General features: G+C 61.3%; 17 protein-coding genes, 1 tRNA gene and 1 riboswitch. Of the genes, 8 read left to right on the top strand and 10 right to left on the bottom strand.

From position 1 onward, the window contains the following. Positions 1–49 precede the first annotated feature (49 nt). Both rpsU and M0D66_RS28695 read right to left on the bottom strand, forming a co-directional pair. The gene (gene rpsU, locus M0D66_RS28700) at positions 50–262 is read right to left on the bottom strand and encodes a 30S ribosomal protein S21 (RefSeq protein ID WP_006050883.1); all 213 of its coding nucleotides are present in this window, start codon (positions 260–262) and stop codon (positions 50–52) included. Positions 263–620: 358 nt separating this feature from the next. Further along, positions 621–1562 carry an aldo/keto reductase gene (locus M0D66_RS28695; RefSeq protein ID WP_211703075.1) on the bottom strand — a complete coding sequence of 314 codons (942 nt, stop codon included), beginning with the start codon at positions 1560–1562 and terminating at the stop codon, positions 621–623. A 267-nt stretch (positions 1563–1829) separates the two neighbouring features. Between M0D66_RS28695 and M0D66_RS28690 the strand changes: the two genes are divergently transcribed. From M0D66_RS28690 to M0D66_RS28665, 6 genes are all read left to right on the top strand, one after another. After that, positions 1830–2978 carry a flagellin gene (locus tag M0D66_RS28690; RefSeq protein ID WP_200653787.1) on the top strand — a complete coding sequence of 383 codons (1149 nt, stop codon included), beginning with the start codon at positions 1830–1832 and terminating at the stop codon, positions 2976–2978. Positions 2979–3134: 156 nt separating this feature from the next. After that, entirely contained in the window at positions 3135–4649 is a 1515-nt protein-coding gene (fliD, locus tag M0D66_RS28685) for a flagellar filament capping protein FliD (protein ID WP_211703076.1), read from the top strand. A gap of 3 nt (positions 4650–4652) precedes the next feature. Next, positions 4653–4967 carry a flagellar protein FliT gene (locus M0D66_RS28680; RefSeq protein WP_200620174.1) on the top strand — a complete coding sequence of 105 codons (315 nt, stop codon included), beginning with the start codon at positions 4653–4655 and terminating at the stop codon, positions 4965–4967. A 299-nt stretch (positions 4968–5266) separates the two neighbouring features. Further along, positions 5267–7621, top strand: coding sequence for a tetratricopeptide repeat protein (locus tag M0D66_RS28675; protein ID WP_266212316.1), 2355 nt, complete (start codon positions 5267–5269; stop codon positions 7619–7621). A 46-nt stretch (positions 7622–7667) separates the two neighbouring features. Then, a complete protein-coding gene (gene vioA / locus M0D66_RS28670; RefSeq protein ID WP_266212315.1) occupies positions 7668–8816 on the top strand; it encodes a dTDP-4-amino-4,6-dideoxy-D-glucose aminotransferase VioA in 1149 nt (382 codons plus the stop codon). 31 nt (positions 8817–8847) lie between these two features. After that, complete coding sequence (locus M0D66_RS28665) at positions 8848–9510, top strand: acetyltransferase (RefSeq protein ID WP_266212314.1); 663 nt, start codon at positions 8848–8850, stop codon at positions 9508–9510. Positions 9511–9531: 21 nt separating this feature from the next. On the opposite strand, the gene M0D66_RS28660 is transcribed toward M0D66_RS28665, so the two are convergent. The 6 genes from M0D66_RS28660 to M0D66_RS28635 form a co-directional block, all read right to left on the bottom strand. Continuing rightward, complete coding sequence (locus M0D66_RS28660; protein ID WP_266212313.1) at positions 9532–11892, bottom strand: carbohydrate-binding family V/XII; 2361 nt, start codon at positions 11890–11892, stop codon at positions 9532–9534. A 170-nt stretch (positions 11893–12062) separates the two neighbouring features. Further along, on the bottom strand, positions 12063–12791 hold the full coding sequence (locus M0D66_RS28655) for a CatB-related O-acetyltransferase (protein WP_200620192.1): 729 nt from the start codon (positions 12789–12791) through the stop codon (positions 12063–12065). Between the two features lie 281 nt (positions 12792–13072). Beyond that, positions 13073–14044: a transporter gene (locus M0D66_RS28650; RefSeq protein ID WP_266212312.1), complete on the bottom strand. Its 972-nt coding sequence runs from the start codon at positions 14042–14044 to the stop codon at positions 13073–13075. Between the two features lie 101 nt (positions 14045–14145). Continuing rightward, positions 14146–15633, bottom strand: coding sequence for a DUF1254 domain-containing protein (locus M0D66_RS28645; RefSeq protein WP_093641138.1), 1488 nt, complete (start codon positions 15631–15633; stop codon positions 14146–14148). 28 nt (positions 15634–15661) lie between these two features. Next, complete coding sequence (locus M0D66_RS28640) at positions 15662–17086, bottom strand: DUF1254 domain-containing protein (RefSeq protein ID WP_211703081.1); 1425 nt, start codon at positions 17084–17086, stop codon at positions 15662–15664. Between the two features lie 37 nt (positions 17087–17123). Then, on the bottom strand, positions 17124–17918 hold the full coding sequence (locus M0D66_RS28635) for a hypothetical protein (protein WP_167378469.1): 795 nt from the start codon (positions 17916–17918) through the stop codon (positions 17124–17126). A 642-nt stretch (positions 17919–18560) separates the two neighbouring features. On the opposite strand from M0D66_RS28635, the gene M0D66_RS28630 reads away from it, so the two are divergent. Further along, positions 18561–19619: an HAD family phosphatase gene (locus M0D66_RS28630; protein WP_266212311.1), complete on the top strand. Its 1059-nt coding sequence runs from the start codon at positions 18561–18563 to the stop codon at positions 19617–19619. A 59-nt stretch (positions 19620–19678) separates the two neighbouring features. On the opposite strand, the gene M0D66_RS28625 is transcribed toward M0D66_RS28630, so the two are convergent. After that, complete coding sequence (locus M0D66_RS28625) at positions 19679–20689, bottom strand: sodium:calcium antiporter (protein WP_200620166.1); 1011 nt, start codon at positions 20687–20689, stop codon at positions 19679–19681. Between the two features lie 100 nt (positions 20690–20789). Further along, positions 20790–20961: riboswitch (yybP-ykoY riboswitch) on the bottom strand. A gap of 160 nt (positions 20962–21121) precedes the next feature. Between M0D66_RS28625 and M0D66_RS28620 the strand changes: the two genes are divergently transcribed. Then, positions 21122–22141: an NADP-dependent oxidoreductase gene (locus M0D66_RS28620; protein WP_093640720.1), complete on the top strand. Its 1020-nt coding sequence runs from the start codon at positions 21122–21124 to the stop codon at positions 22139–22141. 286 nt (positions 22142–22427) lie between these two features. On the opposite strand, the gene M0D66_RS28615 is transcribed toward M0D66_RS28620, so the two are convergent. Further along, positions 22428–22503 (bottom strand) — tRNA-Arg (locus tag M0D66_RS28615). Between the last annotated feature and the right edge of the window lie 134 nt (positions 22504–22637).

Here is a 22637-nt window from a genome sequence, read left to right as displayed (position 1 = left end):
CACCGCCGTTCGGCGTACAGTGCGCGAAATGCAGCGCGAAAAAGCGTGCTTAGTGCAGCTTTTTCGGCAGCATCTGGCTGCGCAGGCGCTTGTGCAGGCGCTTCACAGCAGCAGCCTTCTTGCGCTTACGTGCCGTAGTCGGCTTTTCGTACGATTGACGCTCACGCAGTTCAGCGATCAGGCCATTCTTTTCGATTGCGCGACGAAAGCGGCGAATCGCCACTTCGAACGGCTCGTTTTCTTTCAGAAGAATCGTCGTCATGTAATTCCTAACTCAATCACTTGATAGGGGTAAATTGCGTGGCGGATACCGCTCACGCGCCGGCCCTCCGGTCGTTCCGATTCATGGCCAGTAACAGGCAAACGCGGGATAAATCCCGGCCAAACCACGAATGAAACGAGAGGCATAACGGCCACGGAGGCCGGAAAAGAGAGGTGGGGAGTTCACCGCGGAACGCGGACAGACGTAACGCATATGCCGCGTCTGCTGCCGTTTCGCCAACCTTTCATCAATGAAAAGCATTGACGAAACAGGCAAAGATCTCAATTCACTCCCGATGATATCAGGAAACTCTCCATCCTACCAGGGGTTTAGCGATCGCGCCAGGTCTCTGCGCGGGTCAGGCGCTTGCCTCGTCCAGCTCGCGGATATCGGTGCCGGTCAGCATCAGATGGACGGCGGCGGCCAGACTTTTGAGCTGGTCAACCGAGGTCGCGCTGGCAATTGGGGCCGTTACACTCGGGCGGGCGATCAGCCATGCCAGCGCGACCGTGGCCGGCGTGCTGCCGTGCCGCCCGGCGACCCGGTCGAGCGCGTCCAGAATCCGCAAACCACGCTCGTTCAGATACTTCTCGACCCGGCTGCCGCGCGCCTTGTTGGCCAGATCGGCCTGCGAACGGTACTTGCCGGACAGAAAGCCGCTTGCAAGGCTCCAGTACACCACCACGCTGAGCTGATTGGCGAGCGCCACCGGCTCGATGTCGCGCTCATACTCCGCGCGGTCGTACAGGTTGTACTCCGGCTGCAGCAACTGGTACTCGGGCAGCCCATGTTGGCGGGACACGGCGAGTGCTTCCTCGACGCGCGCGCCGCTGTAGTTCGACGCGCCGATCACCCGCACCTTGCCCGCCTCGATCAGCTTCTGATACGCGCCGAGGGTTTCGGCCAAAGGCGTTTCGGTGTCGTCGTCGTGAGAAAAATAGACATCGATGTAATCCGTCTGCAAACGGCGCAGCGAATCCTCGACTGCCGCCTGAATGTTCGCCGCCGACAAACCCTTGCGCTGCGGGTGCTTCGAAACCTTGGTGGCGAGCACGATCCTGTCGCGCTTGCCGCTCCGCCTGAACCACTTGCCGATGATGGTTTCCGATTCGCCACCCTGGTTTCCCGGCGCCCACGCGGAATAGACATCGGCGGTATCGATAAAGTTGAGCCCCGCATCGACAAATGCATCCAGGATCGAAAAGGAGGTCGATTCATCGGCTGTCCAGCCAAATACATTGCCACCGAACATAAGCGGCGCGACCTCTAATTCGGAACGTCCAATCCGGCGTTTTTGCATGATTTTTCCAGGGTTTGTCACAAGAGGAAAGGAGAATACGCCGTCTTTTCAATACCTGCAGTGGATCTCCCGAACAAGGCTGCAAGCGGCTTGCAGACGGGTAGCGGCCCAACCGGCTCGAAAAACAATTGGGTCGCTATTGCACAAAGTTCCTCAAGTTTTTTTTAGACGCGCCGTCAACCTTCACTGAGGCGGCCAGCAATGAACGAGTGCTTCCGCCGATGCCAACGTGGCGTATTGGGCTCAAGGCTTATTTAGGAGATTTTCATGCTCGGAATCAATAGCAACATCAACTCGCTGGTTGCACAGCAAAACCTTAATGGCTCGCAAAGCGCCCTTTCGCAAGCCATCACCCGTCTGTCGTCGGGCAAGCGCATCAACAGCGCGGCTGACGACGCAGCAGGTCTGGCGATCTCGACGCGTATGCAAACGCAGATCAACGGCCTGAACCAGGGCGTGTCGAATGCGAATGACGGCGTGTCGATGGTTCAAACCGCATCGAGCGCACTGTCCTCGCTGACGTCGAGCCTGCAACGTATCCGCCAACTGGCCGTGCAAGCATCGACCGGTTCGCTGTCGTCGAGCGACCAGGCAGCTCTGCAGAAGGAAGTGGCAGCACAGATCTCTGAAGTGAACCGTATCGCGTCGCAAACGACGTACAACGGCACGAACATTCTGGACGGCTCGGCAGGCAGCCTGACGTTCCAGGTCGGCGCGAACGTTGGCCAGACCATCAGCCTGAACCTGAGCCAATCGATGTCGGCAGCGAAGATCGGTGGCGGCCTGGTGCAAACGGGTCAAACGGTCGGCACGGTCTCGCTCAGCGTGGACTCGGCGGGTGCTTACACGACGGCTGCCAGCCCGGCAATCACGGCAATCAACGTGCTGTCGGACGGCCAGGGCGGCTACACCTTCACCGACCAGAATAACCAGGCGATTGCCGCGACCGTCGCACAAGCAGTTTTCGGCGCAGGCGCAACGGCAGGTACGGGCACGCAAGGTACGGCTCTGGCACTCCAGGCCGCTGCAACGACGACGGCAGGTGCGGGTTCCGCTGCTCAGGCATCGGCAGTCGCACAGATCAACGCGATCAACAGCCCGCCGACGGTTTCGAACCTCGACATCAGCACGGTCACCGGCGCGAACGAAGCGATGGTCTCCATCGACAACGCACTGCAGACCGTCAACAACCTGCAAGCTTCGCTGGGTGCCGCACAAAACCGCTTCACGGCAATCTCGACGTCGCAGCAAGCTGAGTCGACCGACCTGTCGTCGGCACAATCGCAAATCACGGACGCCAACTTCGCACAAGAAACGGCGAACCTGAGCAAGGCGCAAGTGCTGCAACAAGCTGGTATCTCGGTGTTGGCGCAAGCTAACTCGAACCCGCAGCAAGTCCTGAAGCTCCTGCAGTAAGAGCTGACGCAGTAAGGTGATGCGCCGCCCGCAAGTGCGGCGCATCACCGGGTTTCAAGCAACGGGAGGCATGCCTCCCGCTGTGCATTCCGCTTGAGAAGTGATGTAGCATCGCGCACCACCCAATACAGATTTCCAGACGCCCGGAGCCTCTGCATGTCCTCGATCTCAACCACGTCTACTGCTGCGTCGACCGCCGCCGCCAACTCAGCGCTGCAGTCGGCCGCTCAATCGATCATCAGTGGCTCGACCGGCAACTCGTCGATGGACGTGTCGACGCTCGTTACGGCACTCGTGAACGCGAAGACTGCCGGACAAACGGCGGCTCTGGCGGCGCAACAAACCACGGATAGCACCACGTTGTCCGCATACGGTGCCCTGAGCTCCGCGCTGAGCGCGTTGCAGTCGGGTATCACGAACCTCGCCAACGGCACCACGCTGTCGACTTTCTCGGCAACCGCCAGCGGCACCGGTCTGACGGCGACAGCCGGTGCGGGCGCCGTGGCCGGCAGCTACTCGGTCGCGGTAACGCAGATCGCCAGCTCGCAGGCATTGTCCTCGGCAGCCTTCGGCGCCACGACACAACTGGGCGCCGGCACGTTGACGGTTTCGCTCGGCGGCAAGTCGATGGACATCAACGTCGACAGCACCAACAACACGCTCTCCGGCATCGCGTCCGCAATCAACTCCAGCAGCAGCAACCCTGGCGTCACAGCGACCATCGTGACCGGTACGGACGGCGCCCACCTCGTGCTGCGCGCGGCGAACACGGGTGCCGCCAACGTCATCAACGTCTCGACCAGCAATGTCACGTCCGACACCGGCCTGTCGAGCCTCGGCGTGACCTCGACTGCCAGCACCACGGGCGGCCAATCGTCGATCACGTCGGCGAATTCGAGCAGTGCCTGGACGCAAAGCGGGTTTGCCCAGGACGCGGAATTCTCCGTCGGCGGAATCGCGGCCAGCAGCTCAACGAACTCCGTGACGAGCGCCATTTCCGGCGTCACGATGAACCTGACAGCGGCATCCGCGGGCACCACGCAGACGCTGACCATTGCGACGGATACCACGTCGCAGAGCACCGCGATTAACAACTTCGTCAGCCTCTACAACACCGTCGTCACGACGATGTCGACGCTCACGTCGTTCAACTCGTCGTCCTCGTCGCAAGGCCCGCTGCTGGGCGACTCGACGCTGCAGACGATCAAGAACGCGCTGGCTTCGATCGTGGGCGGCTCGGTTGGCTCGGGCAGCACCGGCACCACGCTGGCGTCGATCGGCATCACGTTGAAGGACGACCCGGCAGACGGCACGATGGTGGTCGACAACACCGCGCTCAGCACCGCCCTGACGGCCAACCCGGCAACAGTCGCCTCGCTCTTCAACTCGACCAACGGCATCGCCGAGCAGCTGAACAGCAGCATTACCACCTTCACGCAGACCGGCGGCATCATCGATACGCGCAACAGCGCGCTGAACGCCGACCTGAAGAGCATCACCACACAGCAAACGGCGCTCGCCGACTACACGGCGCAGCTGACGAGCCAGTATCAGGCCCAGTTCACCGCGCTGAACACGCTGATGGCGACAATGAACAACAACTCGCAGTACCTGACCGCCCTGTTCGGCGGCACCAACAGCGCCGGCGCGCTGGCGACCAACAAGAGCTAAGCCATGGCCCCGATCGAAATGAATCAGACGGAGTTGGTCGAACGCCTGCTGTCGATCACACGGGAAATCGAACAGGCGGCCTCGCTGGCCGATTGGCCGGAAGCGGCCCGCCTGACCGAACTGCGTTCGCCGCTGCTGATGTCGCTGTCGGCCAATCAGGAACCGGCCGCGTTGGAAATGATCCGCCGGATTCAGGACATCGACGCAGCGTTGCTCGCCGATGCGGAAACCACCCAGAACGAACTGCACACCGAGTTCGAAGCCGCGATCGGGCGCACCAAGGCCGCAGGCGAATATCAGCGGATGGCTCGCCTGTAAGCGGGCTAAAGGTTCAGCGGCCGCTCCTCGCCCGAACCGAACCGGCCGAACCGCGGGATCGACCCGCTGAAAAGGCTCCGCAGCATTGAACTGCAGTACCAGACAATAAGAACTACGCGCTGAAGCAAGGGCGCGCTCGTTCCCTCAGCCCGCCTCGTGCGGGCTTTTTTCTTGGCGTCCGGCCTTCCGCCGCCGCGGCCCATGCGCTAAACAGGCGGCTTTTTTACCGTCATCTCCGCGCATCGGAAACACCCTCCCGGTCGCACAATTTCCGTCATAGACCATTCTGCGCTGACACCATGACTCTCCTGTACGAGCAGCCGACCGCTGAACCCTTGACGCCCGAACAGCAGTTCGAGCATGACATCGCTCTCGTTTTGCAGACAGCGCTGGCGCATCACCACAAGGGGGAGTTCGACGACGCCGAGGCGCTGTATAAGGCGATCCTCGAAGCAATGCCCAGCAACACCGACGTGCAGTACAACCTCGGCGTGCTGTACGTGCAGCTCAGTCGTCCTGTCGAGGCACTGCCACACCTGGAAGCCGCGCTCGGCGGCGCGCCGGACAACGGCCAATTCTGGGTTGCCTACATCAACGCATTGATCGACGCAGACCAGACCCAGGCGGCCTGGCTGGCGCTGGAGATGGGGCAGCAAAGGGGATTGAAGGGGCCGGCAGTCGACGGGCTGATTACGCGGATGGCGCGCGGCGGTACCGGCTTAGCGACCGCCGCCGTCGTACCTGTCGTTGCATCGCCGGAACCCACTGTGACGGTGGCCATTTCGACAAACCGGGACGCCTCGGAGCCCCCAACGGCAGCACTCGATACGCGCCGCCCCTCTCCACAAGAAATAAGCCGCTTCAACACCCTCTACGCCAGGGGCCACGTTCCGGATGCCATCAAGCTTGCACAAAGCCTGACTGAACGATTTCCGTCGAGCGGCCTCGCATGGCGTTGCCTCGGTATCGCTCTGCATAAGGCTGGCCAATACAGCGATTCCGCCGAGCCCCTGAGAAACGCCATAAAGTTTGGTAGCGACGATTCCGATGTTCGGAAGGCGCTGGCCGACTTGCTGCGCTTGCTCGGTCACTACGCCGAGGCAGAAGCCGAGTGCAGAAAATTGCTCGAATTGCATCCGGACCATTCAGAAGGTCATCGTATCCTCGGCATGGTGCTCGCCGGCCTCGGCCGCACCCGTGAAGGGATCGCCGAGTGCCGTCGTGCAACCGAACTCACGCCCGACTACTCGGAGTCACATAGCACGCTGGGCGTCGTGCTGCTTAACGCCGGCGCCACAGACGAGGCCGAGCTATGCTTTCGCCGCGCGCTCGAACTCGATCCCAAAAATGCACCGACGCGCAGCAATCTGCTCTTTACCATCGCGCACAACCCTCACATCGCCCCTGAGCAAATCTACGCCGAACATCGCGAATTTGCCCGGATTCACGAAGCATCGCTACGCTTGCCGAAGCCGCGTCACACGAATAGCCGCGCGCCCGATCGCCAGTTGAAAATCGGCATCGTTTCCGGCGACTTGTTCCGGCACGCAGTCGCCTCCTACCTGATGCCGATCATGGAGCCGCTCGCAAAAGACGAGAGCCTGCAGCTCCATGTCTACTACAACCATGTGCAAGAGGATGACTATACGCAGTGGTTACGCACCCAGGCTGACCAATGGAACATGGTTACTGGCATGTCGGACGAGCAATTCATCGCCAAGGTTCGCGCCGACAAAATCGATATCCTGATCGACCTGAGCGGACATACCGGCCGTAACCGACTGCAGGCGTTCGCGCGCAAGCCCGCGCCGATTCAGGTCAGCTGGATCGGTTACCCGGCGACGACCGGTCTCGACGCGATGGACTACTACCTCAGCGACCGCTTCTTTACGCCGTTCGGCGACATGGAGCAGCAGTTCTCCGAGAAACTCGCGCATCTGGCAGCCATCGGACCGTTCCAGCCGGACCGGAATGCCCCGCCGGTCAACATCCTGCCGGCCATGCATAACGGCTATGTCACGTTCGGCAGTTTCAACCGGTTGAACAAGTTGCGCCCCGACGTGATCGCTGTGTGGGCGAGATTGCTTCGCGAGCTGCCCACTGCCCGGATGGTGCTCGGTTCGATGAACGGCGACGAAGGCGACGAAAACCTCATCAACTGGTTCGTCAACGAAGGCATTTCACGAAACCGCCTGACTTTCCGTCCGCGTTCCCGCGTAGAGGTCTACCTGCAACAACACTTTCAGGTGGACATCTGCCTCGACACCTTCCCCTATACCGGTTCGACGACCGTTCTGAACTCGTTGTGGATGGGCACGCCCACGCTGACGATAGCCGGCAGGACAATGGCAAGCCGGGCAGCGACGGCATGGCTCGCCCATGCGGGTCTCGACGCGTTTGCGGCCGAAGATGCGGATGATTTCGTGGCGAAGGGCGTCAAGCTTGCTTCCGACATTCCCGCGCTCGCCAGCATTCGCACGGCGTTGCGCGAGCGTTGCATGCAGTCGCCGCCGTTCCAGCCGGAAGTTGTCGCAGAAAGCCTTTCACGCGCATTTCGCACGATGTGGCAGCGCTGGTGCGCCGACCTGGCGCCGGCGGCCTTCAGCGCACACGACCCGCGAGCAGCAAGCGGCGATCCGGTTCATACCGCATAACGTCCGTCAAACGTGATCCGGACCAAAAAACAGTAGCGAGGAAACCATGGGCTCAAGCGCTCCTCTTCGTGCGATCGCGTCGCTGGACGACGAACGCATCTATGTGACCCAGCCGCATCTGCCGCCGCTGGCCGAGTTCATGCCGTACCTCGAAAAGATCTGGAACAGCAAGATCCTCACCAATGGAGGACCGTTCCATCAGCAACTCGAAAAGGCGCTCTGCGAGTATCTGGGTGTCGAGCATCTCGCGTTGTTCGCAAACGGCACATTGGCGCTCGTGACGGCGCTGCAGGCGCTGCGCATCAATGGCGAAGTCATTACGACGCCCTATTCTTTCGCAGCGACCGCGCATTCGCTCCTGTGGAACGGCATCAAGCCGGTTTTCGTGGACGTCCATCCGGACACGCTCAATCTGGACCCGGAGAAGATCGAAGCGGCGATCACACCGCAAACCACGGCCATCATGCCGGTGCACTGCTACGGCCATCCGTGTGATGTGAAGGCCATCCAGAAGATCGCCGACAACTACAACCTCAAGGTCATCTACGACGCCGCGCACGCGTTCGGTGTGCAAACCGAAGATGGCAGCGTGCTCAAGCACGGCGATCTGTCGATCGTCAGTTTCCACGCCACCAAGGTCTTCAACACATTCGAAGGCGGCGCGATCATCTGCCCGGATGCGAAGACGAAGCAGCGTATCGACCATCTGAAGAACTTCGGCTTCGTGGATGAGGTGACCGTTGTGGCCGCCGGCATCAACGGCAAGATGAGCGAAATCAATGCAGCCTTCGGACTGCTGCAACTGCAACACGTCGACAACGCATTGGCAAAACGCAAGGCGATCGACGCGCAGTATCGCGAGTTGCTGGCTGACGTGCCCGGCATTCGCTGCCTGTCGGACGCGGGCGAAAAAGTCGCGAACTACGCGTACTTTCCCGTTCAGGTCGAAGACGATTTTCCAATCAGCCGCGATGCACTGTATGACCACTTTAAGCAACACGATATCTATGCGCGCCGCTACTTCTACCCGCTGATTTCCGAATTCCCGATGTATCGAGGCCTGCCGTCGTCGCATAAGGACAATCTGAGTGCCGCCAGCGCGGCATCGAAACGGATCTTGTGCCTGCCGATCTATCCCGATCTGAATCCGGCACAGGTTGAACGCATTGTCAGCATCATCGCCGGCATTCAATGAGTTGAGCCGGTCTTAAAGCGGAATATGGGCAATGCAAAACATCGTGCTTGTCGGGTCTTCCGGCCACGCCAAGGTCGTTATCGACATCGTTGAAAAGCAGGGGCGCTACCGGATCGCCGGGCTCATCGACGCTTTTCGGGTGACTGGCGAAGAGACCCTCGGCTATCCGGTCCTTGGCGGCGAGTCCGATCTGGCGAGATTGACCACCGAACACGATCTGCAGGGCGTCATCGTAGCGATCGGCGATAACAGCGTTCGCGCCAAAGTGGTCGCCAAAGTGGCCGACGTCTGCCCGCAATTACCCTTCGTGAGTGCTGTGCACCCTGCAGCGAGCGTCGGCAAAGGGACAAGCATCGGCGCCGGCACGGTTGTCATGGCGGGCGCTGTTATCAATGCCGACTGCCGCGTGGGTCGGTTCTGCATTGTGAACACGAAGGCATCGCTCGACCACGATTGCGTGATGGAGGATTTTTCGAGCCTCGCGCCTGGCGTGACCACCGGCGGCAATTGCCGCATCGGTAGCCACGCCGCCGTAAGCATCGGCGCGGTGTTGCGCCATGGAATCACGATTGGCGAGCACAGCGTGGTGGGCGCCGGATCAATCGTTCTGAAGGCAGTCGACGCTTTTTCAGTGATGTACGGAAACCCCGCGAAGAAAATCCGGGATCGCCAGCAGGGCGACAAATATCTTTAGTCGGAATCTGCCGCCCCCGCTTCACCGCCTGAACCGCCCGCCTCCGCCGCCAAAATGCCGCTGCGGCTGAAACTGCCCACTCGCTCGCGCATTCCCAAGATCGTGCCCCTGCTTAAGCGAGTCGAGCCGCTGCGTCTGGCTGGCGTTCGGCTGAACCGGCTGCCAGCCATCCGCGCTGTGCTGCTCCCAGCCACCGCCCTGATCATGCCGGTAGACGTTGCCGTCGCTGCCCGCATACACATTGCCGTTATTCCACGCGACCGCCTTGCCCGTGTCCTTGTTGCCCACGATGCCTTTCGTGCCCGCCTGGTGGTCGCCTGAATACGCGTTGCCGGTCACGCCCGCTTCTGCTGCGCCATAACGCCCGGTCTGCGCGTTATAGCCGGCGCGCTGCCTGCCCGCCGCATAGTCGCCGGTGCCTTCATTGCCGACCACGCCACCGCGCGCCGCCCCGCTGCGTCCCGTCGACGGATTGCTGAACGAGCCTTGCCGGCCGGCTGCGAAATTGCCGTTGTATGCATTCTCGACAGCGCCGCGGCTCGCCTGGAAGTGACCACCGGTATAAGGATTGAATCCGGATGCTGCCGTTCCGGCCCAGCTATTGCCAGTCCAACCGTTCCAGCCGCTCGCGTGCGTCACGGTGCCCTGCCCCCAGCGGCCGTAGATATTGGCCTGGTTGACGTTCGCGTATTGCCAGCTCCATGGGCCGCCGCCCCAATACGGCCCCCAGTACGGCGACGGCGCGCCCCACGTGGCGCCGATCGCAAAGCCGAAGGCGAAGCCCACTGTCGTGCCGAGCGCGAAGCCGGCGCCGTAGCCATAGGTGGCCGGGTAGCCGTAGTAGACGTCGCCGACATACGGCGCGTACACATAGCCCGTGCCGTACACAACAGTGCCGTCCGCATTGACGACCACGCCCATGTAGCCCGGCGTATAGCCAACCACCACGGTATCCGGCGTCGCCGAATAAACGCGAACGTACGTCACGTAATGCACGGGCGAAGCCGCCGGAATCGTATAGATCGCGGCCGGTACGGTATCGGCAACATGCCACGGGCCACTCGCCGCGCTCGCGGTGAACCAGATCCCGTTGGCGACCGCGAAGAATTGCGACGGCGCCGTCTGGATCACCGGCGTCGCCGTGTTCACTGCATACGACAAAGACGTACCCGCGATCCCGACAAACTTCGGCGCGCCGTCATAGACCACCTTCAACGTGGTGGTCTTGCGCGATACGGTTGCTGTCTGCGGGATGGTCGCTGCAATCGCCGCTTCTTTGGCCTGCGGTGTGCCGGGCACGGAGACGAGCGCATTCGCGTGCGGGTCGTCGGCAGCGATCTTTGCGAAATCGGCGGGGAGGCTCTTGCCGTCGACGAAAGTCCAAGGGCCGGAGAGGCCCACTGCGGTGAACCAGCGGCCCGACAGCAGCAGGTAGTAGTGATTGTCGCGTGGCTCGACGAAGAGCGCGTGGTCGGCGTTAGTGACGGAGAGCAGATTCACGCCCTTCACCGGTTGCAGCGCCGGCTTGCCGTTCGTCACCACCAGTTCGGCCGGCTGCGCGGCGACCACCACGTCCGGCGCCTGCGCTGGCTTTTTGCCATCGGCGGGAAGCATCGGATCGGACTTCAGATTGGTCTGCGCGCTTTTCGCCGCGGCGACAAGCTCATTTGACGGTGTCGCGTTCAGATGCCACGGACCGCCGAGCGAATTCGCCTCGTACCAATAGCCCGTGGCATTCAGATGCAACGCGCCGCTCGCGTCCTTGAGCAGCATCGCTCGGGTGTTGATCAGGCGTTGATAGTGCGTGTCGCCGAGCGCACGCCAGTTCGCGTCGCCATCGACCAGCACGAGCAGCGTGGGACGTTCGGCAAAGATGATGTTCGGTACGTTGTTCTGCACCGCGAGGCCCGGTTCGCTGCCTTCGTGGGTGCTGGCGTAACTGGCCTGCAGTTGTTCAAGTGAGGTGATGAGACCGTCTTTGGGTATGCGGGCCTGCAAGGCAGTTTTCACCCCAGCGGCGGCGGAGGGCGTAGCCGGCATGTCGACCTGGTCGAAGACGATATCGAGCAGTTGCACTGTCGAACTCGTCTTGTCGACTTCAGCCCGCGCGGTGAAATGCGCGACGCCGTAGTTCGGCGTGGCGCTCTTCGCGCCGACCGCGAAAGCGGCGCGGCCTTCGATCCGGTTGCCCTGCCACACTTCCACCTGCGGTTGATACAACTCGATGCGCTGCTGTGCGCTATCGAAGTCGCGCGGCCAGACGGTCGGCAGCGGCTGCACCGCGGCGGCGGCGAGCGCCTGCCCGGGTGTGGCGAGTGTCACCGCAAGCGACGTGCAGACACCCGCGAGCAACTGCAAAGACCGCTTCATCGTAGTTTTCATTGTGCATCGCTCCATGAGCATTGACGGCGGGATAGACCGGTCATCAGACGCGGCGGACCCAGTCGGCAAATCAACTGGGCCCCGCTGATCGGCAAGGATGCGAATTCGCTCCTGCTCGCCGTCCGCATGACCTCCAATCAAGCAATGCCATCCTGCTCGGTGCAGACGCATCAAGTTTTCGTCGCGGCCATCGCCTCAGTGGACTGGCTTTTTGCGCGCAGCAACTCGGTCAGGATTTCCATCGACCGCCCCTCGTCTACCGTTAAGTCAACGAGAAAACGGTCATTATTTTTTTGCAGCCAAGGCATCGACATGTCCCACCATTCAAGTTCAAGAAGCTTCTCGCGGATACGCTCGGAGAAACGGAACCGAACAAGGCGTGCGGGGCTGCCCACATAGATGCCATAGGGTTCGCTTTTGAAATTGGGCGGCACCACGGTTCTTGCACCGATAACGCAGCCATTTTCAATCGTGGAACCGCCAAGAAACATCGCTTCGTCGCCGATCCATACATCGTTACGGATTACTGTGTCGCCGTATTGAGGCGGTGGGACGTTGTTTAGCCCACTGCCGAAGGCGCTCAGCATCGACGTTGAAATCGTCCGCATGTCGTGCTGCCCATTCAGCAGGAACTTCAGTCTCAAGCCACCTGCGACGAATTTTCCGACTACAAGCTTCTGCAACCCTGCGTCATATTTGGCGATTGAGCCGACACCGATTCCCGAACACTTGCCAATCGAGAAAGTCCCAACCTTCGCTTCTTCATCCAGCCAGTCGCGAAAGAAGTTGTTCGGGATCGTCGAGATCGATCCATCCCGATACCCGAGCACGATAAAAGCCTTCGAAAAAGGGTGTTGAGCTTGAACGCCAATAAAGTCGTCTGATGTGGTTACGTTCATGATGGTCCGCAAAAGGTGGTTCGCATCGCGTCGCCAGCCACGCCTCAACATTGAGGTCGCAAAAGCCGACGATGGTCATGAACAGCATATCGGCGAGCACAGAAATGCACTTTGCCGATTAGGACCGCATTTCACGACCAGTTCGGTGCGTAACCACATTGCGCGGATCAGCGCCATGCGCTGCCCACTTGCACATAAAACGCGTTCTGCCCCGGCCCGTGCGCGACGTCGACGGGAAGCGGCACACACGAGGAGCGGCGGATCACCAGATGCATGCCCCGTTACTGGAAGGTCGCGCTGATCGACAGTTCGACCGCATTCCCCTTGGGCCGGTTGCTGACGTTGAATTCATTGACCCAACGCAGCGACGCCGACACCGGCGTTTTCTGGACTTTGCCCGACCACGTGACCGTCGGCCCGATACCCACCGAGTGCCCTTGACTTCCGCCGATGACATCGGCTACTCCGCCGCTGTCATGACCGAGCTGCTGGATATAGCCGCCCACGACACCCACACCCCAGCCGCTGCCGAAGCGCTTGAGCGCGAGCAGGTCGAGCACGCTAACCGGTGCGTTGTGATAGTGCGTGTCGCTGTTCGGCGTGTAGAAGCCAACACCGTAGTTCAACGACAGCTCGATCTCTTCTTTCGGGAACAGCTTCGTGTAGGAGACCGTCGGCGTAAAGGTCCATGTGTTCTGTCCGGCATTGGCGAGCCGGCTCGTGCTGTAAGCGCCGGTCGGCGCGTAAATCTGCACGCTGAACGCGATGTGATCGGTCTTGGTCAGGTGATAGCCCGCCACCACCGGCGTGAAGAAGAGATCGGCGAACTGCGTGCCGTGATCATTCGGCAAACGGCCGTGAAACGACGAGATGTTGGTGTACTGGATTGGCACCCCGAACGAGGATGCGAAGTTCCAGCCGCCCAGCGTAATGCCCCACGTCTTGACCGCGTTGAGAATGGTGTACACCGCCGTGACGTCGACGCCCGCCGTGATCTGACCGGCGATCGGAATCGTCTTGCTCGCGCCGAGCGAGCCTTCGTAATAGATCGTGGTGGCCGACACGATCCAGTCGTCCGTGGGCGGTACGACGCCTGCGTACGGCGTAACCTGCATGCCGGTTATCGGTCTGCCGATGCCACCTTCAGTCGCCCACGCTTGCTGCGAAAGACCCACGCCGGCAGTGGTGAGAAGCGCACCCGTGCACAACCTGGCGAGTGACCGGCTTGCGGACAAACGGTTTGTGCGACTCATAGTCATCCTCACGAAATTAACTTTCCGCACTTCCACCTTGCGGAACAAGGTTTTGACAAACCGCGGCGGCAAGCCGCACGCGTGCGCATCGACGTGTTTTCTTACGGTTCACGCTTAACCGGCGGCGGCGTCCAGCTGCCGTCGAGCGCCGGCTGCTGCGGCCAATAGGCACGTACGTACAACGAGAACGCTTCATTGGCTGGCGCCGGCAGCCAATTGGAGACCTTGTCGTCACCTGGACTCGTGTTCTGCACGTAGAGCGTCAACGAGCCGTCTGCATTGAACTTCAGGTCCTTGTTCTTGGTGCCGAGCGAGTAGCGGTTCTGCGCATTCGGCGAGAAGAAGTGATGCGAGTTGTACAGCGTCAGCGACCAGAAGCCCTTGACCGGCGGCAACTGATCCTTGGCAAACGTCACCGTGTAGCGTGCGTTGCCATCGAGACGCTGACCTGAAGCGTCGGCATCGCCGTAGAAATACTTGGTCTCGTTAGGCTTGTTGACGAAGATGTTCGACTTCGCCACCGCCGTGCGCGTGAAGTAGTCCGTGCCGAAGGCGGCGCCGTTGCTAACGGTGTTCCAGTTCGCAGGCAGCCGCTTGCCAAAGGTGTTGAAGTTGAACAACGGCGTGACCAGATCCGCTTCGGCCTTGGTCCCCTCGTCGACAATCGCGGCCTTGATCGCCGGATCTTTCTGCGCTGCCGCGATCAACCCGCGCGCCTGCGCGTAGATCGCCTCTTCGCCGCGTTGCGGCGGCGTCTCGTCGAGCACGGTGGGCAGCATGTCCCAGAAGCGGTTTGGATCGACCCACTTGATCTCTTCGGCGTTGCCGCCCGCAGCACCACCGGCCTCACCGAAGCTCGGCAACTTCGACCAGTCGGTCTCCTTGACCTTGCCGTCGTATTCGGCGAGCGGATACAGGCCAATCTTCGCGAGCACCGGCTGCACGGCCACGCGATCTTCAGGCGTGTCGTCCATGAAAACGCGCGGAATGAAACTGCCGACCCCAGTCGACGAGCGGAACACCTGGCGGATGCCCTTCGGCACCGGGCCGTGCCAGTCAGGACCTGTCAGGAGATAGAAGCCCGGACGTGTGCCGTACATCTTGCCGAGACTCGCGAAACCGTCGGTACGCAGATCGACAGCCTGATAGACCCAGAAGCGTTTGCCGAAATCGGGCACCTGCACGACCACCGGGGTCTTATTCAGATCGAGAATCGACGAGCCATAGACCACGTCCTGGTTCGGACACGCGACAAATCGCTCCTGCGGCTGAATGTAGTCGCGCAGCATCGACAGATGATTCGGTGGTGCGACCGGCACAATGCCGCCGTTCAGGCCCGGCTGCGGCACCTGCTTCATCGCCAGCAGGCGGCCGTAGACGTTAACCATCGGCCACGCCCAGAAGTAGGTCTGGCGCGCTACCAGCCGTGCGTATTCTTCAGAGATCGCGTAGCCGGCCACTGGGCCCGGTACGGACGCCGCGGTGGCCGTTGCATGGACCGATTGGTCTTGCTGGGTCTTCGCCAGAATGGGCGCGGCGACCGACGCCAGTACGGCGGCCGTGACCCATGTCGCGGTTTTCTTATTCATATTGTCCTCAGGTTCGTCCATGCGCGGCTTAGCGCTTTTGGGGCTCGGGGAATTTCCAGTCGCCGTTGAGCACCTTCTCGTCCGGGCCGTAGATGCGCATGACGAGCGTGTACGCACCGGTGGGCGCCGGCAGCCAGTTCGACGTCTTGTCCGCACCCGGCGACGTGTTCTGCACGTAGATATCCAGCGAGCCGTCAGCGCCGTACTTCAGCCCCTTGGTGCGATCGCCGATCGAGTAACGGTTGATCGGATTCGCGACCAGATGGCGCGCAGGCAGGTCGTACAGCGTCATCGACCAGAAAAATTTCGCGGGCGGCAGGTCCTTCTTGTCGAAGTGCAACACGTACGGCTGCGAGCCGAGCAGTTGAGCGTGTTCGCTGTTCACGCGCGTGCCGACGTACACCGCTTCTTCCTTCGTGTTGCCGTAAATCCCCATCGCCGCCGCGACGGCGCGGGTGGTGTAGTCGTCTTTCAGATCCGCACGGCTGCCGAACAGGCTGAACGAACCGGTGGTGTGTTTTTCAGCGTCTGCCAATGCGGCTTTCCCGTCCGCGACACCTGCTTCAAGCGCGGCGCGCGTTTCCGGCGGCAAGGCAGCCTGATCAAACGGCGCGCCTGGCGCAATGCCGATCTTCGCGAAACGCGCCATCAATTCCTGCTCGGACGGCGCCGGCGGCTGCGTGAACTGCAGCATGAAGTTCAGATACGCGATGAAGTCGACCGAAGTCGCCTTCGCTTCATCCCACTTCGGAAAATCAAGCTTCGCGACGGGCGGCGGTGCAGCCGTGTGTTCGAAGGCCGACAGCGGCGTGAGCTTGTATTGTTTCTGGATCGCCTCGACGTTCTTGACGTCGCTCGCACCATTGAGCGCCGTGCGGCCGAGCGTCAGGATCAGGTCCGTCTCGGAGCGGAACACCTTGTCGATGCCCTTGGGCGTATCGCCGTGCCAGTTCGGGCCGGCGAAGAGATAGTGACCCGCGCCGTTGCCCGTGGCGCGCGAACCGACGTACGCGAAGTTGTAGGTATACAGGTCGATCCACTGGAAGACGTAGTAGCGCTCTTTCGGCACCGCAGGCACCGTCAGCACCCACGGCTCGCGACGCAGATCGAGCCACGCCCACGAGTACGGCGTGTCGTTGTTCGGCGTGACGATGTCCTTGTTCTCAGGACCGTACGGATGCGAGTAGTTGCGGAACTTGCCGAAGCCGCCCACATAAGACTTCGAGCCGGAATCGATCGCCTGCTCGTAAAGCGTCTTGTAGTTGAACAACATCGGATACGCGTAGAGGAACGCGTCTTTGGCGATCGCTCGTGCTTCTTCAGGCGAGGCGGTGACAGCCGCTGTCGCCGCAGTGGGGGCGCTCGCTTGAGCGACGGCTTGCGTATGCGGCAATGTGGTCAGTGACACGGCCGCGATGACTGCGCAAATACGCAGGCGGTTGAACAAGGTCATGGTTAAGCCCTCTGTTTCTATGCTTGGTTTTTTGTGCTTACTTGCCGAACGTCATGTTCAGCCCGGCGAAGATGGTGAACTTCGGCACGCCGGCGCCGGAATGCGCTACCGAGTATTGCGGCTCGATAAACGCGTTGTAGATGGTCGAGCCGCCTTTCCACGCCTTGCCGGCGCCGAGCCCGACCGGGATGTAATAGCTGCCATGCTGCAGATCGAAGGTCCAGGTGCCGGTCGAGCGGATGTACCAACCACCCGGCAGGTTGAAGATGCCGAACGGCTGCGCGGTGAGCGATTGCGTGGTGGGCCGGCTGCTTTGCCCGGCGAACGAGTGTTGCCACTGCACCAGTGCGCCGAGGAGCCGCGCCTTCGTCGCGCTGACGGCGACAGCGGCAAGACCGGCCTGCCACTTGCCGGTGCCGAGGCTAGGGTCCGTGGCAGTCGGCATCGTCACGAGCGGGCCGACGCCGACCTGCACATCGCCTTGCGAGAGCAGGAAGATGTCGAATAGATTCAGGTCGCCGAGACCGGTGTTGTAGCCGCCGCTCGGATCGGGCCGCGTACTGACCGGCACTGTGGCGCGGAAGATTTCCGGCACGCCAATCAGGCTGTTCGGGCCGATCGGCACGGTGGGGCGCAAGAGCAGATCGTTGGTATGCGCACTGGCGCCGAACACGCTCGGCGTGTAGTAATTCTGGATGTTGAATGAGGCTGCCAGATTAAGCGGGTTATTACTTTTATTGGCCTCGTCGGCCGAGGCCTGAGCGAACGCCGGCGACAACATCGCCGAGGCAGCGTATAACGCAGCCGAACTAACCACGCCTTTACAACCCATTCCCGCATCTCGTCTATGGGCATTTCTTATAGGCGAACGCATTCTTTTGCCCAATGCATATAAAGCAAAAGCAATGGCATTCGTATTTTCGAATTGTGTCGAACTAGCGCGAACTAATTCGAGCTAATCGCGGGTGTAAGTTCGCCCGCCCCGGCGGCTACGCGCAACGGGGAAATATGCAAAGCGAATGAGATACGCGATTAATTCGCGCTAAGTCTCTCGAGCAAGCTGGAAAGACAGTACGGCCGGATACAGGGCTTGCATGGACGCTCCTTTCAGACTCAAGAGACGCCGCACCAAACGACGCATGCGGAGGTAAGAAATTCACAATCTGGGAGTGTTGTGGCGGAATGGTAGCAAACGTTTCACGAGATTACAGAGATAAATTTGTAACACGATAGAAAGCTACGCAATTTCGGACGGAGTTAGATTTTGGCCGCCATTCTTATTCCACACAATTGCCATAGTTTTGAGCATTTGTTTGCTTACTGCATAAAAGCCGCATAGCGGCATACACCATTTGCAATTACCGGCATTGACGTCCCCGCTCAAAAAAGCAACAAAATGGGCTGCAACAATCGCCGTGTCCCATTAGACTTGCGCTCGCTCAAAGTTCGATCCACCGCTTTTAATGAGGCTTTCATGATTCGCACGATGCACCGGTACTGCATTGCTTTGACCGTTGTGGTTCTTTCCGCTTGCACCGTTACACCGCACCATGACGCGAGCGAGTCGCCAGCCAGCGCATCGACCGCCGCAAGCCTTGCGTCGTGGAACGACTCCGCGACCAAACGCTCGATTGTCGATTTCGTCACGCTGGTCACCACGCCGGAGTCGAAAGACTTCATCCCGCGTGCGGACCGGATCGCCGTGTTCGACAACGACGGCACGTTGTGGCCGGAGCAACCCGCCTCGGTCCAACTGGTGTTCGCGCTGCAACGCGTGAAGACAGTGGCCGGGCGGCATCCAGAATGGAAACGGCAGGAACCGTTCCGCTCGATTCTGAAAGGCAATTTGAAGAGTGTCGCGGCGAGCGGCGACGCCGGCTCGATGAAGGTGCTGGCGGCGGCACATGCAGGCATGACCAGCGATCAATTCGCCGCGCTCGTGCACGAATGGTTCGACTCCGCGAGCGACCCGCGCTTCAATCGTCCGTACGCCGACCTCGCCTATCAGCCGATGCTCGAGTTGCTCGCCTACCTGCGCGCCAACGGCTTCAGGACCTATCTGGTGACGGGCAGCGATGTCGAGTTCGTCCGTGACATCGCGCAGCGCGTGTACGGCATTCCGCCCGAGCAGGTGATCGGCAGCACCGTCAAATACAAGTACAGCCAGACGAACAGCGCCGTCGCATTGACCTGGCTTGCGCAGGTCGACACGCTCGTCGACGGCGCGGCCAAACCGCTCGCCATCGACCGTGCGATCGGCCGGCGTCCTGTGATCGCGTTCGGCAACGCGGACGGCGATGTGCCGATGCTCGAATGGACTTCGGCCGGCGACGGTCCGCGCCTCGCGGCGCTGCTGCATCACACCGACGGTGAACGGGAGTATGCGTACGACCGCGCTGCGAAAAGCGGCAAGCTCGACAAGGGGCTGGACGAAGCCGGCACGAAAGGCTGGCTCGTCGTCGATATGAAGGATGACTGGACAACGGTGTTCAAGCCGGATAGCGCGGCAACGGCTGCGGCACCGTCCAACTAAGGGCGGCTTGTTGGGAAGGCCGCGCCTGGCAGCGGCCTTCCCGGCCTTTCATCACTCGCTTAGCGGGTTAGCGTGATGACCAGATAGCTGGCGTACAACACGCCGCACACCAACAGCGCCCACACCGGCACGCCTCGCTCGCGCACGTTGATCCGCAGCCACGCGGCGGCGGCGAGCGTGATCACGATGCCGGTCACCACTTCGATACGCGGCGCCCACGGCGTCAGCAGAATTCCGATCGCGGGCAGCAGCGTGCCCTGAAACACCATCGCGCCGGTGATGTTGCCGAACGCCAGTGTGTCCTTGCCGCGGCGAATCCACAGGATGCTGTTGACCTTCTCCGGCAACTCGGTGGCGATCGGAATGATCAGCAGCGACAGCAGCAACGGCGAGACGCCGAGCACCTGCGACACGCCCCGCACGCCGTGGATGAAGCCTTCTGCGCCCCACACCAGCAACGCAACTGCGAGCACCAGTTGCACCGCGATGGTCACGAGATTGGTGGGCAAACCAAGACGCGACAGCAGCATCTTGCCCGGTGCTTCGGTGCCGTGACCGGCGTCGACCAGTTTGTTCGACGCACGGAACGTCATCACCACATAGGTGATGTACACACCGACCAGCGCCGCGCTGAACAGCCCCCGCACGATCATCTGTTCGTGCGGCACGTACATCGCCGCGGCCGCCAACACAAAGGCGCACAGGAAGTAGTTCAGATCCCGTGTGAAACCCGTGCGTTCGGGCGTGACCCAGCCGCCGGCGCCGCGCGTACCGAGAATCGCCAGCGTCATCAGGAAGGTGGAGAGGGTGGAAAGCATGAGCGGCGCGCCAAGAATCGCGCCGACGCCGATTTCCTGATTGACCGCGCTATCGGTCGTGCCGCCCGCAATCGCAAGCAGCGGGACAAGCGTTTCGGGCAAGGCGGTGCCGACCGCTGCGAACAGCGAACCCGTCACGCCCTCGGAGATTTTGAGACGCTCGCCGAGATGTTCGAGTGCGTTGGTGAAGAGCTCGGCCGCCACCAGAATGACGACCAGCATGATGGCGAGTTCGAACAGGAGACCGGTCATGCGTGGCTCCCTGCAAATGCAAAGGGAAAGCGGCACAGCGGACGGGCAAGTGGGGAGACTGGCAGGGCACAACGATGTTTCACAGGGCAACTCCGCGGTCGGACGCAAGTAACGAACCAATGACGCACCGCGACCCGTCCGACCAGAACGAAGCAGTGCGCCAATGGTCTCGCCAAACCGACCCGGTCGAACGCGCCATGACCCGTAGGCCAAGTATGTTGACGCGCTCTCCTTCAATGGATGAAGGAAGGCTACTCCCCAATGACCGGAGGATTCTAACGGGACGGGCGGCTTTCAACAAGCTTGGGATCCGGCGCCTGCGCCGCTCCCGGTTTCACCGCGCACGTCCAGCGCTGCGACGTCAGGCGGCCAAGTGCGTGATCGCCCCGCTGGTAAGATCACTCACCGTCTACGACAGCAGTGAGTCCTCACATGAACTACCAGAATCGCCAGTGGTTTTACGTCAAGCGCCCGGAAGGACGCGTTGGCGACGAGCATTACGAGTTGCGCGAAAGCGAGCTCGACGACAATTTGTCATCGAATGAAGTGTTGATCCGGGCGCGTATCGTCAGCGTCGATCCGTACATTCGAATCCAGCAGCATGAACGCAATACTTACGACGTGCCGCATCCGCTCGGGATCGTCCAGCGGGCGGGCGTGGTGGGTGAAGTGGTGGCGTCGGCGAGCCCGCTTTTCAAGCAGGGCGACTGGGTGTCGGCCTATAGCGGCTGGCAGCTCTACGCCAAATGCCATCACAGCGAGCTGACCAAACTGAACCCCGACGCGGCGCCGGTTTCGACTGCGCTCGGTGTGCTCGGCATGCCGGGACGCACCGCGTGGTTCGGCTTGATGGAAGCGGGCAAGCCGCGTCCTGGCGACACGCTGGTCGTGTCCGGTGCGGCGGGCGCGGTCGGCTCGCTGGTCGCGCAGTTCGGCAAGCGTGCCGGCTGCCGCGTCATCGGGATCGCCGGCGGCCCGGACAAGTGCGCGTTTCTGACGGACACGTTGAAGCTCGACGGTGCGGTCGACTACCGCGCGCATCCCACACTTGAAGGCTTGCAGTCGGCTCTGCAGGCAGCCACCGGCGGCGTCGATGTCTATTTCGACAACGTGGGAGGCATGGTTACCGATGCGGTAATCCCGCTCATCAAGCGCCGCGCGCGAATCGTGATCTGCGGCGCGATCGCTCAGTACGACGGCGGCCTCGACACGCCGGACCTCGCGCCGCGCTTCCTGCAGCACATGCTGTTTCAGCGCGCGACGATTCAGGGGATTCTCGCCCGCGACTTCACGCACCGGATGGACGAGATGTTACAGACCGTCGCGCCGTGGGTGAAGAACGGTGAAATCGTTTACCAGGAGACATACGTCGACGGTTTTGACGCGTTGCCGAACGCTCTCAATAGCCTGTTCGAAGGGAAGAACCTCGGGAAGCTGCTGGTCAGGGTGTGAAGGCGTGAGTTTCTGAACGACAACCCCGACACTGGCCGGGGTTGTCGTTTGTGGATTGTTTATTTCCGTTTGCTGCGTCTTTGCAGCAACGCGGAACGCCCATCCATGTGCTAAAGGAACTGGGAGGGTGGGAAACGATGGAAATGGTGCAGGGGTACGCGTACCTGTTGGCCGATCACCTGGCGCAGTGGGTGCAGCCGATGACGGCGATGCCAGCGAAACCGCAGTTAGTTGCAATTCGAGGGGACACGGGAACAGGTGAATTCGCGGGAACCCTTGTCAGGATTGGTGCGCCCGGCTGGGATCGAACCAGCAACCCCTGCCTTCGGAGGGCAGTACTCTATCCATTGAGCTACGGGCGCTTCAACACGAAAGCGCGGCAACCTGAACAGGAGCGACGCCAAAGCGAGACCGAAAGGATACCCGGTTTCAGCCAAACCGTCCACCGGACGGCCTAGATGGCGGGATTGCGCGTCTCCTGCCCGCCATCCCGGCG

Origin of the sequence: Paraburkholderia sp. SECH2 (genome assembly GCF_030464795.1) — a bacterium.
GTDB lineage: Bacteria > Pseudomonadota > Gammaproteobacteria > Burkholderiales > Burkholderiaceae > Paraburkholderia > Paraburkholderia aspalathi.
This window is presented reverse-complemented; position numbering and strand designations above follow the sequence as displayed.